The sequence below is a fragment of the Pseudovibrio sp. JE062 genome (assembly GCF_000156235.1).
Classification (GTDB): Bacteria; Pseudomonadota; Alphaproteobacteria; order Rhizobiales; family Stappiaceae; genus Pseudovibrio.
In genome coordinates, this window is the sequence record NZ_DS996805.1 from 280,648 (window position 1) to 292,611 (window position 11,964).

The 11,964-nt window shown below is 54.6% G+C and carries 9 protein-coding genes, 3 tRNA genes and 1 riboswitch; of the genes, 5 read left to right on the top strand and 7 right to left on the bottom strand.

The annotated features are described in order from the left end of the window. Positions 1–121 precede the first annotated feature (121 nt). From PJE062_RS01290 to PJE062_RS01305, 5 genes are all read right to left on the bottom strand, one after another. Complete coding sequence (locus tag PJE062_RS01290; protein WP_008547169.1) at positions 122–811, bottom strand: hypothetical protein; 690 nt, start codon at positions 809–811, stop codon at positions 122–124. A 458-nt stretch (positions 812–1,269) separates the two neighbouring features. Continuing rightward, entirely contained in the window at positions 1,270–1,419 is a 150-nt protein-coding gene (locus PJE062_RS26455; RefSeq protein ID WP_008546290.1) for a hypothetical protein, read from the bottom strand. Positions 1,420–1,522: 103 nt separating this feature from the next. Further along, positions 1,523–1,597, bottom strand: a tRNA-Asn gene (locus PJE062_RS01295). Positions 1,598–1,635: 38 nt separating this feature from the next. Continuing rightward, positions 1,636–1,710 (bottom strand) — tRNA-Asn (locus tag PJE062_RS01300). Between the two features lie 40 nt (positions 1,711–1,750). Continuing rightward, positions 1,751–1,825 (bottom strand) — tRNA-Asn (locus PJE062_RS01305). Between the two features lie 248 nt (positions 1,826–2,073). Continuing rightward, positions 2,074–2,295, top strand: a riboswitch (cobalamin riboswitch). Positions 2,296–2,430: 135 nt separating this feature from the next. Between PJE062_RS01305 and cobU the strand changes: the two genes are divergently transcribed. From cobU to PJE062_RS01330, 5 genes are read left to right on the top strand one after another with little or no spacing between them, the layout of a single operon-like run. After that, the gene (gene cobU, locus PJE062_RS01310; RefSeq protein ID WP_083793191.1) at positions 2,431–2,991 is read left to right on the top strand and encodes a bifunctional adenosylcobinamide kinase/adenosylcobinamide-phosphate guanylyltransferase; all 561 of its coding nucleotides are present in this window, start codon (positions 2,431–2,433) and stop codon (positions 2,989–2,991) included. Then, a complete protein-coding gene (gene cobW / locus PJE062_RS01315) occupies positions 2,988–4,109 on the top strand; it encodes a cobalamin biosynthesis protein CobW (RefSeq protein WP_008546580.1) in 1,122 nt (373 codons plus the stop codon). Before cobU ends, cobW begins: the two co-directional genes overlap by 4 nt. Then, positions 4,109–7,864: a cobaltochelatase subunit CobN gene (gene cobN, locus PJE062_RS01320; RefSeq protein WP_008546952.1), complete on the top strand. Its 3,756-nt coding sequence runs from the start codon at positions 4,109–4,111 to the stop codon at positions 7,862–7,864. Before cobW ends, cobN begins: the two co-directional genes overlap by 1 nt. Position 7,865: 1 nt before the next feature. Then, positions 7,866–8,495 carry a cob(I)yrinic acid a,c-diamide adenosyltransferase gene (cobO, locus tag PJE062_RS01325; protein WP_008546500.1) on the top strand — a complete coding sequence of 210 codons (630 nt, stop codon included), beginning with the start codon at positions 7,866–7,868 and terminating at the stop codon, positions 8,493–8,495. A 42-nt stretch (positions 8,496–8,537) separates the two neighbouring features. Continuing rightward, on the top strand, positions 8,538–9,977 hold the full coding sequence (locus PJE062_RS01330; RefSeq protein WP_050773810.1) for a cobyric acid synthase: 1,440 nt from the start codon (positions 8,538–8,540) through the stop codon (positions 9,975–9,977). Here the strand turns inward: PJE062_RS01330 and cbiB are convergent. Both cbiB and cobD read right to left on the bottom strand, forming a co-directional pair. Further along, positions 9,974–10,945, bottom strand: a complete 972-nt coding sequence (gene cbiB, locus PJE062_RS01335; protein ID WP_008546886.1) for an adenosylcobinamide-phosphate synthase CbiB — start codon at positions 10,943–10,945, stop codon at positions 9,974–9,976. The two genes, PJE062_RS01330 and cbiB, sit on opposite strands and share 4 nt — an antisense overlap. Next, a complete protein-coding gene (gene cobD / locus PJE062_RS01340) occupies positions 10,932–11,954 on the bottom strand; it encodes a threonine-phosphate decarboxylase CobD (RefSeq protein WP_008547087.1) in 1,023 nt (340 codons plus the stop codon). The genes cbiB and cobD overlap by 14 nt, the downstream gene beginning before the upstream one ends. Positions 11,955–11,964 lie beyond the last annotated feature (10 nt).

Here is an 11,964-nt window from a genome sequence, read left to right on the forward strand (position 1 = left end):
AGGATATTATTCTCTTCGGACTTCCATGGGAGAATAAAATTGCTCACCGGGTGTGTGCGGTTCGAATGTGCGCGCTAAATGCGATTTGAGAGAGTATCGATTTGCGCGCAGCTGGTTCCTGTCAGGATCTGCTTTCCAGCCAAGAGATGGCGTCTTTGGTGGCCTTCCAGAGGATTTCACCATTCTCTCCTGCGCGGAGCATGAAAGAATTATGGACTTCCTCTGGAACAGGCTGCACCTCCAGCAGGTTCACCTGCGTATCCAATGCTGGGGCAAAAGCTTCCTTGCGGGTGACCACAAAGCGCTCATCCGTTGGTACGCGGGACTGGTCCTTCTTCAGAGCAGCCGACTGCATGGCTTTGCTGTGGCTGTCTGGCTGCATCACGGTCACCGCAATGGCCCTGCCATCAGGCAGGAGATGGGTTTCGTTCTGCTGGACTTCGGAGTTGTAAATGACTTCGCCGTGCTGATCGATCAGCTCGACCCACAGGGTTTTGCGGCCCTGAATTTCCACTTCACCTACCCAGATAGACAGATCGCTCTCCAGAGGGTCTGCGTAAGGAGCTTTAGGTGGTGGGGCGACGGTGACGGCGAGATAGTCCTCTGGCATGGCGTAGGTGTTGCCGTCCGCAGATTTATCAATAAGTTGCGGGCCGGAAGGTGTGGCCGGGTCCGTTGCAGGAGGTGTTTCTGCCAGAACAGGCGCGGCCAGCGTGAGCGGCGCAGCGAGACAGGCAGCAAGAAGACCAGATTTTGCGAAGCGAAAATTCAAGATGTGCGGCAGACCGCACAGCGGAAACAGACTACTCATTGATGGCTCCCTGACTTTCACGCAGCAACTTTCCCAGAGGGGGCGCCTTATTGTGTGCAGTAACACAGTCATCACGAAGTAGTGACTATGATAATTCGCACCAGATACATTAGAGGTATACGTATTTACTTAGAGTATCTATGCCATAATAATTGTATATAAATTATGTTTCGCGTATTTATACTTTCAGGTTATTTAATTGCTATTATGTAAAATTTTCATTGTGTTGATTTGCTATATGAAATGGAGAGAACTGTGATGAGCATCTCATTTTCTCTCATTGGCAAAAAAATCACTTATTTTTTCAAGTAGCTTAAGTTTTTGAAAGAACAGCGCTTCATTTCTGCCCTTTTTATATGGGGTGCATCTACCTGATATGGGCTGTTTTAAGTGCTGCGTGATATGCACAGCTCTCCCAGCTTATGAACTCCCCGATAATTTAGGGGGATGTCGCTCGGCTAGTTGGTCGCCATATGCAGGATCAGGGTGAGTTTTGCGGCGAAATGGAGTGCCTCCGCTTTTGTGCGGAAGAGAGTTCTACCCAGATGGACTCCGTTTCTTCGGCCTGCGGCACTTGCCAGTGCTGCGGTTTCGCTGCGCGTGAACATGGTTTTCTACCCACTGTTTTTATTATTGTAGGGTTAGACGCGCGCGCACGAATTCTGTGAGATGAAACGCTGATTTAAAGGAGAGGGGAATTTTGAGAAAGGATGGCTCCCCGGGCCGGATTCGAACCAGCGACCAAGCGGTTAACAGCCGCTTGCTCTACCACTGAGCTACCGGGGATCACAATATGCTTGCCATTTGGCTGCAATCAAGAAAAGTGGCTCCCCGGGCCGGATTCGAACCAGCGACCAAGCGGTTAACAGCCGCTTGCTCTACCACTGAGCTACCGGGGATCACGATGATCTTGCCGTTATGGCTGCAAACGAGAAAGGATGGCTCCCCGGGCCGGATTCGAACCAGCGACCAAGCGGTTAACAGCCGCTTGCTCTACCACTGAGCTACCGGGGATCATGACACCCTTGCGAGTTTGCCTCGCCGTTTGCGTGAGGAGGCTTTTACAGAGGCATGGTGTGTTTGCCAAGTCGTTTTTTAGGAATTTTTCGATTTGTGGACAGTTTCTCGTTTTTTTTATTGAGATATCCAAGGGGGTTAGCCAGAAATCTCCAAAAACCGCGGATTTTGCGGGTTTGATTTTCCGGTGATGTTGGAATCCTCACAAAGACAATTGACAGGGGAGCTGATTGCGCCCCACACTTAAGCCCAGAACTCCAGTTTCTTTTCGTCTGTGCCGAGGCTCCAGGCGGAAGGATTAAACGGGAATGCGGTTCCATATATTATGGAAGTAAGCCGCAGCTGCCCCCGCAACTGTGAGCGGCGAGATCATTGCGATAATCCCACTGGCCTTTTTTGAGGCTGGGAAGGGGCTGTGATCGACAGAGCCGCAAGCCAGGAGACCGGCTGGAGATATGATTTGACATAGGACTGCTGTCGGGTGGACGGCGAGAGGTGCTCATGACACATATTTCCCTGTCTCCGTGTGAGACAGCTGCTGTACTTTCATATTCTTTGAGTGAAGCTTCGGCTTCCATGCGCTTGCTGATCAGCTAATTCAGATGGCTGAACAGAGCGGCGACCTTTGCGTTCGCCATTGTCTCGTAACGGGCGGTGCTCGTTCCGGGAAAAGCGCATATGCGGAAAAACTGGTTTTAAGCAGCGGGCGACGCCCGACTTATATTGCGACAGGCCAGGCCTTTGATGGTGAAATGGAGGAACGTATCGCGCATCATAAGATGCAGCGAGGCGACCTTTGGGACACTGTTGAGGAGCCGCTGGAGCTTGTGCGCGTGCTGAAAGAGCATGCCCATGCGGAGTGCGCCATCCTCGTTGATTGCCTGACGCTTTGGATTTCCAACCTTATGCATGCCCAGCGGGACTGGAGCATTGAGCTTGAGCAGCTGCGTGCTGTGCTCTCCGATCTGCCATGCCCCGTTGTGTTTGTTGGCAATGAGGTGGGTATGGGCATTGTGCCTGAAAACGCCATGGCCCGCGCCTTTCGTGATGAGGCCGGGCGCCTCAACCAGCGTATCGCTGAGTGTTGCCACTACGTGATGTTTGTTGCTGCCGGTCAACCGTTGCAGCTGAAGCCTGCTGTTTTTCCGGAGATTTCCCTATGACTGTTTCTTTTGCTGCCCCTTCTAAAAAAATTCCTGCTGTCATTATCACTGGTTTTCTGGGTGCCGGAAAAACCACATTGGTCCGCAGTCTTTTGATGAAAGCGCAGGACAAGCGCATTGCGCTCATCGTCAACGAGTTTGGCGAGATGGGCTTTGATGGATCGCTGGTCAATGGCTGTGCTGATCCGGATTGTTCTGCGGATGAGGTGGTGGAGCTGGCCAATGGCTGCATCTGCTGCACGGTGGCGGATGATTTTCTGCCAACCATGGAAATGCTGCTGGAGCGAGAGCAAGCGCCGGATGTGATTGTGATTGAGACCTCTGGTCTGGCTTTGCCACAGCCTTTGGTGCGGGCCTTCAACTGGCCTTCTGTGAAACCTCGCGTCACCGTAGACAGTGTGGTGACTGTGGTGGATGCGCCTGCTGTTGCTGCTGGCAAGGTAGCCTCTGATGAAGAGGCGGTTGCGGCGCAGCGTGCTGCAGATGAGGCGCTGGACCATGAAAGCCCGGTGGAGGAGTTGTTTGCTGACCAGCTGACCTGCGCCGATCTTGTTGTGCTTTCCAAAGCTGATCTTTTGACTGATGAAGAGCTTGTCGCTGTTAAGGCGACCATCAGTGGCCGTTTGCGCGATGGGGTTGAGATTGTGGCTGCCTCTCATGGAGAGCTGGCGCTGGATGTTCTGCTGGGCCGGGATGCCGGGGCTGAAGATGATATGGACTTGCGTCTTTCTCATCATGAAGCGCAGCATGCTCACGACCACGACCACGACCACGACCACGACCACGACCACGACCACGACCACCATCATCATCACGATCATTCCCATGATGACTTTGAGAGCTTTGTGCTGCCTACCCGCCGGTTTGCCTCCATTGAGGAGGTGAAAGCTCAGGTGGAGGCGGCCATGAAGGTTTCCGGCGTGCTGCGGATTAAAGGCAGTGTGGTGGTGGAAGGCAAAGTGGCGCCGGTGCTGGTGCAGGCGGTTGGCCCACGTGTGGAAGCCTGGTTTGCGGCTGGCAGTGAAAGCCATTCCAAGCTGGTTGTGATTGGTCTTGCAGGATTGGACAAGCACAGTGTGAATGCTGCGCTGAGTGAATTTGAGTTGGTTTCTGCCTGATGCACGTACTTGTCGGGCAATCACGCCGATTGGATGATGGAGAAGAGGCTGTCGATCTGGGGCAGACGCCTGCGGATGTTGTGTTTTTAAGCGCAGCGGACACAGAGCTTGCTGGCCTTGCGGCGGCCCATGCCCAGCATGAGGGCTACTCCCTGCGGCTTGCCAGTTTTCTGGCGCTGTCCCATCCGTACTCTGTTGACCTTTATATTGAGCAGTGCATTCAGGCCTCCAAGCTTGTGGTGGTGCGCCTGTTGGGCGGCGTTGAATACTGGCGCTACGGCGTTGAGCGGCTGGAAGCGGTCGCCCGTGCTGAAGGTGTGAAGCTGGTTCTGCTGCCGGGGGATGACAAGTGGGATGAGGAGCTTGCCAAACGCTCCACCGTGCCGCTGGAAACTGCGCAGATGTTGTGGCGCTATTTGATTGAAGGGGGTGCGGAGAACCTTTCTGGTGCTTTGCTTTATGCAGCGCGGATTGCTGAGCTACCTGTTGAAGCGCCTTCTGAGCCTATGGCGTTGCCGCGGGCCGGGCTGATGTTGCAAGGGCATTCGCTTCCTTCATTGGATGATGTGCGGGCGAGCTGGAAAGACCCGAGCCGCCCTGTTGCAGCCATCGTGTTTTACCGGGCGCTTTATCAGAGCGGAGCAATTGAGCCTGTACAAGCATTATGCCATGAACTTGAGGCGCATGGGATAAACCCGCTGGTGCTTTATGTGGCGAGCCTGAAACAGGCGGAATGCGCGGCGGTTGTTTCCAGCGTGTTTGAAGAGTGCCCGCCTGATGTGGTTCTGAACGCCACGGCCTTTGCCCTATCAAACGTAGGCGCTGTTCATTCCGGCACGGTGCTGGACAGGCAAGGTGCATGCGTTCTGCAAATCGTGCTGTCGTCATCCTCTGAAGAGGGTTGGGCGGAGAGTGATCAGGGCTTATCCCCGCGCGACCTTGCCATGCATGTGGTGCTGCCTGAAATTGATGGCCGTCTTTTGACGCGTGCGATCTCGTTTAAAGAAGAGGGTGGCCGCGATACCAAAACACAATGTTCGCTTGTTCGGTTTGTACCAAAACCGGACCGGGTGCAGATTGTGGCGGCACTGGCAGCCAATTGGGCGCGGCTGAAACACAAAAACGCAATCGAGCGCAAAGTTGGCATAATCCTCGCAAACTATCCCAACAAGGATGGGCGTATAGCAAACGGGGTGGGGCTCGATACGCCTGCCTCCTGCGCGCATCTGCTTTCTGTCATGAAAACAGAAGGTTATGAGGTTTCCGAGAATGCGCCTGGTTCTTCTGAGGCGTTGATAGAGGATCTGCTGGCAGGTCCTACCAATGCACTTAGCAACGCAAACCAACGCAAAGGCGGGGAAGAGCTGTCGCTGGAGCGATATAAGCAGTTGTTTTCTCAGCTGCCTTTGGCGGTGCGTGCGGGGATTGAGGAGCGTTGGGGTGCGCCAGAGGATGATCCGCATGTTTTGGACGGATCTTTCCAGCTGGCACTGAAGACTTACGGTAATGTGACCGTCGGCATTCAGCCTGCACGCGGCTATAACATTGATCCTAAAGAGACTTATCACGATCCGGCGCTAGTTCCGCCGCATCATTACCTTGCCTGGTATATGTGGTTGCGTGACAGCTTTGAGGCGGACGCACTTATTCACCTTGGCAAGCACGGCAACCTTGAATGGCTTCCGGGAAAAGCATTAGCCTTATCAGAGACTTGCTATCCGGAGGCGGTGATTGGGCCAGTGCCGAACATCTATCCTTTCATCGTCAACGACCCCGGTGAGGGTTCTCAGGCCAAGCGGCGGTTATCCTCGGTGATCATTGATCATCTTACCCCTCCGTTGGCCCGCGCTGAAAGCCATGGTTCCGCTCTTGAACTGGAAGCGCTGCTGGATGAGTATTACATCGCGGCTGGCGTGGACCATCGCCGCCTGAAAGCGCTTGGCAAAGAGATACTTGGCGTTGCTGCCCGTGAAGGGATGGACAAGGATATCGGGCTGACTTCCGATATGGATGAGGACACTCGTCTGGCGCGGCTTGATGCTTACCTCTGCGACCTGAAGGAGCTGCAAATCCGGGATGGGCTACATATTCTGGGGCAGTCTCCCACGGGCGATCAGCGGGCTGAGTTGCTGGTGGCTTTGCTGCGCGTGCCGCGTGGAGAAAAGCCTCATGAAAACAGTCTGTTACGCGCGCTTGCTGAGGATTTGAATCTGGAAGGGTTTGATCCGCTGGACTGTGCTTTTGAGCAGGTATGGGAAGGTGCGCGGCCAACGATTTTGCAGGAGCTGGTAGAGGCTTCTTGGCGCAGTTGTGGGGACACAGTTGAGCGGCTGGAAGTGCTGGCTCTTGAGCTGGTTTCTGGTGTGCGGGCGGTTCCCTCTGGATTTACAGCGACTTCTGCGGTGTTGGAGGCGATGAGCCAAGAGATTGCGCGCAATGTGGACGAGTCTGGCTCTGCAGAGGTGGAGGGGGTGTTATCCTCCCTTGCTGGTCGATTTGTCCCCCCTGGGCCGTCAGGTGCGCCGTCCCGTGGTCGCCCTGATGTGTTGCCGACCGGGCGTAACTTTTATTCTGTTGACGTTCGCTCCGTTCCCACAAAGGTCGCCTGGAAGCTGGGTGAGCGCAGTGCTAGCGCATTGATACAGCGTCACTTTCAGGATCACGGAGAGTGGCTGCAAAGCATCGCCATGAGCTGCTGGGGAACGGCAAATATGCGCACTGGCGGGGATGATATCGCCCAGGCTTTGGCCCTGATTGGCGCCCGTCCGGTGTGGGAAGAGGCTTCTGGCCGCGTAACAGGATTCGAGATTGTTCCACTTTCTGAACTCCAACGCCCCCGAGTTGACGTAACCCTCAGAATTTCCGGCTTTTTTCGCGACGCTTTCCCGCAACTCATACATCTGTTCGATGCTGCGGTTGCTGCGATCTCAGAGTTGGATGAACCGGAAGATGCCAATCCCTTAGCGGCGCGGTACCAAGCCGAGCTTGGGGGATTACTGGCCAAAGGCGTTGATGAAAGACAGGCCCGCAAGCGGGCGTCCACGCGGATTTTTGGCAGTAAACCGGGGGCTTACGGGGCTGGCCTGCAGGCTTTGATTGATGAGAAGCTGTGGGATAAGCGTGCTGACTTTGCGGAGAGTTTCCTTGAATGGGGCGGCTATGCCTATGGCCGTTCGCAGGAAGGTGAGCACGCCAAAGAAGATCTGGTCACCCGCCTTTCTCAAGCTGATGCAGTGGTTCACAATCAGGACAATAGAGAGCACGATCTCCTTGATTCTGATGACTATTATCAGTTCGAGGGCGGTCTGGCGGCGACGGTTGAAACGCTGAAAGGCGATGCCCCGCACATCTACCACAACGACCATTCCCGCCCTGAACGTCCTGTCATTCGTACGCTTTCGGAAGAAATCGGGCGGGTTGTCAGGGGGAGAGCTGCCAATCCAAAATGGATCGCGGGTGTCATGCGCCACGGGTATAAAGGTGCTTTTGAGATGGCGGCGACACTGGATTATCTTTTTGCTTTTGGGGCGACAACCAATGCCGTTTCGCACCATCATTTCGATCAGCTCTATGATGCATATCTTTATGATGATGAGGTGCGGGACTTTATTGCGGAGAAGAATTCCGCAGCGCTTTTGGAAATGACTGAGCGATTTTTAGAGGTCATTCAACGAGATATGTGGGTGCCGAAACGAAACAGCGCCTATGATGATTTGTTAGAGTTGCGACGCGCACTCATGGATGGAGGGGAATAACATGGTAACGAAGACAGACATGAGTGAAGCAGATCTGGACGCCCGCCACGCGGAAAAGATGCGCAAAAAGAAGGCGGCGCGTGACAAGATCATGGCGACGAAAACTATCGAGAAGGGATTGCTGATCGTCCATACCGGGAAGGGGAAAGGCAAGTCCACCGCCGGTTTCGGCATGATCTTCCGCAGCCTTGGGCACGGCCATAAAGTGGCTGTCGTCCAGTTCGTGAAAGGCCGTTTAGAGACCGGTGAGCGCATGGCGCTGGACCGCTTCTCCGATCTCGTTACCATCAAGCGTATGGGTGAAGGCTTTACGTGGGAAACGCAGGACCGCCAGAGGGATATCTCTGCTGCGCGTGCAGCGTGGGATGCGGCGAAAGAGCTGATCAGCTCCCGTGAACACAAGATGGTTCTGCTGGATGAGCTGAACATTGTATTGCGTTACGAATACATTCCGCTTGAAGAGGTTGTTGCGTACCTGCGTGACGAAAAACCTGAGGATGTTCATGTGGTTATCACTGGCCGTAACGCGAAGGATGAGCTGATTGAGATTGCGGATCTTGTGACCGAGATGGGGCAGATCAAGCACCCGTTCCGCTCTGGCGTGAAGCCGCAGGAAGGGATTGAGTTTTAAGTCGTGCTGTCACCAGACAAGGGGATAAGAAAACCAGCCCTGATGATACAGGGCACGGGTTCCAATGTGGGTAAAAGCGTTCTTGTGGCCGGGTTGGCCCGCGCTTTCACACGTCGCGGCTTTTCCGTTCAGCCGTTCAAACCGCAAAACATGTCTAACAACGCCGCCGTGACCGTTGATGGCGGGGAAATCGGGCGTGCGCAGGCGCTCCAGGCGCGCGGGGCCAAAGTTGTAACAAGCGTGCATATGAACCCTGTGCTGCTGAAGCCAGAAAGTGACAGTGGCTCTCAGGTGATTGTGCAAGGTAAGCGGTTTGGAACGCTGCGTGGTGCGGAGTTTGGTCGGCAAAAAGGCACGCTTATCCAGTATGTTATGGAGAGTTTTGCTGAAGTTGAATCAAAGGCTGATCTGGTTCTGGTGGAAGGGGCTGGGTCGCCTGCGGAGATCAACCTTCGCAGCGGGGATATCGCCAATATGGGGTTTGCGGAGGCTGCTGACATTCCGGTGGTATTGTGCGGGGATATCGACCGCGGCGGCGTCATTGCCTCGGTCGTGGGCACACATGCGGTGCTGGAATCTGATGAGGCGAAACGCATAAAGTCGTTTTTGATCAATAAGTTTAGAGGTGAACCCTCACTGTTTGATTCAGGCGTAACGGCTATTGAGGACAAAACCGGTTGGCCCTGCAACGGCGTGGTGCCGTGGTTCCCGCAGGTAATGGATTTACCAGCAGAAGACGCGCTGGACCTTTCTGAGAGCACCAGTCGCGGCAAGCTGAAGGTTGTCGTTCCCGTCATCAGTCGCATAGCCAACTTTGACGATCTGGACCCACTTCGTATGGAAGCCGATGTTTCGTTGGAGTTTGTGTTGCCGGGCGAGGTGTTGCCAGCAGATGCGGATGTGGTTTTGCTGCCGGGGACCAAGTCCACCATTGGCGATCTGGCCTTCTTCCGGGCTCAGGGCTGGGACATTGATCTTTACGCTCATGTGCGCCGTGGCGGGCAGGTGCTTGGTATTTGCGGCGGCTATCAGATGCTGGGCAAGACCATTGCTGATCCGGAAGGGATTGAAGGTGAGGCGAGTTCTGTTGACGGGCTTGGCTTGCTGGATGTGGAGACGGTGCTGACACCTCACAAGGAAACCACTGAGAAGACCGGTCAGCATATTCCAAGCGGTGAGATTGTGACCGGCTATGAGATCCATGTGGGGCGAACATCAGGGCCTGACTGCGCGCGACCGTTTGTTGATCTGGATGATCACGTGGATGGTGCAATCTCGAAAGATGGCTTGATTTCAGGCTGTTACATACACGGTATCTTTGGCTCTGATAGGTTCCGCGCTGCTTTTCTGAGGGGCTTCGGCGCTACCTCGCAGTTGGGCTATGAGCACCGCGTAGAGCAAGCTCTGGACGCGCTGGCGGATCATCTGGAGGAGCATCTTGATCTGGATGCGCTTTGGGAGATTGCTCAGTCGCGGGTTTAGATGAGCCACGCGACTGCGGCAATAAGCAGAGCCAGCAGGGCGCAGGAGATACCCATGAGTTTGAGTGAGCCATTGATGTCATCTGCATCTGCTGCTTTACGGCCACTGGCGTTCATGAAGGGATCTTCCACGCGGTACTCTGCATATTGGCGGGGACCTGCCAGTGCGATACCCAATGCGCCTGCCATAGCAGCTTCTGGCCAGCCAGCATTGGGAGAGCGATGGTTCTTCGCTTCTCTCATGATAGTGGTGAAGGCAGCTTTGTAAGCGCGGCCTGAGATGAATGCAGAAAGTACGATAAGCAGGCCGGAAAGGCGTGAGGCGGGCAGGTTGATCAGATCATCAAATCGGGCTGAGGCCCAGCCAAAGTCTTCGTAGGTTTCGTTTTTATGGCCGATCATGCTGTCCGCGGTGTTGACGGCTTTGTAGATGAGCAGGCCCGGCAGGCCTAACACGGCGAACCAGAAAATGGGTGCGACCACGCCATCTGAGAAGTTTTCGGAGCACGATTCAATCGCGGCTCTGCTGACGCCAGCTTCATCCAGATAATCTGGATTGCGTCCGACGATCATAGAGACCTGTTTGCGGGCTTCATCCAGACCGGAGTATCTCAGTGCATCGCGCACTCTGGCGACATGTTCGTAAAGACTCTTTTGAGCGATTAACGTCATGCCGATCAAGGCCAGCAGGATGTTGCCTACGAAGCTTCCCTCCAAAGTCGTTTGGAGAAGGGTACCTATGATACCTGCAGTGGCAACTAGGCTTAGAAGTGTTCTGACGCCATTCACTTTGCGTCGTTTTGCCGAGAAACTTGTTTTGTTGTACCAGCTTTCCAATAGGGAAATTTGCTTGCCAAACAACGTGACCGGATGCGGAAGTCTGGACCAGAACCAGTTTGGGTCACCAATCACGGCATCCAGCAGGATCGCAAGCAGAACGATCCAAAGCGTATCCTCAAAGAACAGCATGGTTTTCGATCGCTGACAGAGACTGTTTCAGTGCGGCTGTTAACCTCTGCCGGGCGGCTTTGTCGGTGGGTAAGCCGAGGCGCATCCAGCTTGGAGAGTAGTCAAATATGCGGGTCCAGATGTGCTGCTTTGCCAGTGCTTTATGCAATGCGTGTGCGTTTGGGTGGTCGATCAGGATGTAAAGATCTGTTTGGCCGACAATTGGCAGGTTCAGCTGTTGTAGAGATGTGCTAAAGAGCTGCATTTCTGTCTTCAGGAAGGTGCGCATTTCGTCTTGCCAGCGCAGGTCGGAAAGGGCTGCGCTGCCGATATCCAGTGCGGGACCGGAGACGGCCCAGCTGCCAAGCTGGCTTTGCAGTTTTGCTGTTATCGCTTTGGGGCCAATCAGAAAGCCCAGACGGACACCGGCGAGGCCGAAGAACTTGCCGAAGCTGCGTAAGGCGAGGATCGGCTGATCATCCAGCTCCGGAATGATTGAGGCATCCGGGTAAAGGTCCATGAACGCTTCATCGACAATCAGATAACCACCTGCCTTTTGCTGTTTTTCTGCCAGTTGAAGGAGCTCTTCTTTTGCAAAGATATGGCCGTCTGGATTGTTCGGGTTCACCAGCAACAGATGCTGGGTCGAAGCCTTGTGAGCCTCTGATGCAGAAATTTTTTGGACATCAGCGCCAGCCTGTTGCCAGCTTTCTTCGTGAGAAGAGTAGGTGGGGCTGACGATTGAGATAGAAGAGTTTGCACCGAGCAGAGATGGAAGGGCTGTGATGATCGCCTGTGTTCCCGGCGCTGCGGTGAGACCGCTCTGCGATGGGACGCGGTAAGCTGTTCTCGCGGCTTCCAGAAGAGTGGTTTCAGCGCCCTCTGTTGGCAGCTCTGTCAGGCCGCGCAAGGTGATGTGTTCTGTTGCGGGATAGGCCACGGGGTTGATGCCAGTGGAGAGGTCCAGCCAGTCCTCAGGCGTGCCGCCATACTGGGTGATTGCCTTTGAAAGATCTCCACCATGTTGCATTAGTCGTACC

Coding starts and splice junctions, on each gene's coding strand:
- cobU (WP_083793191.1), top strand. CDS start 2,431: ATGGCTGAACAGAGCGGCGACCTTTGCGTTCGCCATTGTCTCGTAACG.
- PJE062_RS26455 (WP_008546290.1), bottom strand. CDS start 1,419: ATGTTCACGCGCAGCGAAACCGCAGCACTGGCAAGTGCCGCAGGCCGA.
- cobW (WP_008546580.1), top strand. CDS start 2,988: ATGACTGTTTCTTTTGCTGCCCCTTCTAAAAAAATTCCTGCTGTCATT.
- cobO (WP_008546500.1), top strand. CDS start 7,866: ATGGTAACGAAGACAGACATGAGTGAAGCAGATCTGGACGCCCGCCAC.
- cobN (WP_008546952.1), top strand. CDS start 4,109: ATGCACGTACTTGTCGGGCAATCACGCCGATTGGATGATGGAGAAGAG.
- cbiB (WP_008546886.1), bottom strand. CDS start 10,945: ATGCTGTTCTTTGAGGATACGCTTTGGATCGTTCTGCTTGCGATCCTG.
- cobD (WP_008547087.1), bottom strand. CDS start 11,954: ATGCAACATGGTGGAGATCTTTCAAAGGCAATCACCCAGTATGGCGGC.
- PJE062_RS01330 (WP_050773810.1), top strand. CDS start 8,538: ATGATACAGGGCACGGGTTCCAATGTGGGTAAAAGCGTTCTTGTGGCC.
- PJE062_RS01290 (WP_008547169.1), bottom strand. CDS start 811: ATGAGTAGTCTGTTTCCGCTGTGCGGTCTGCCGCACATCTTGAATTTT.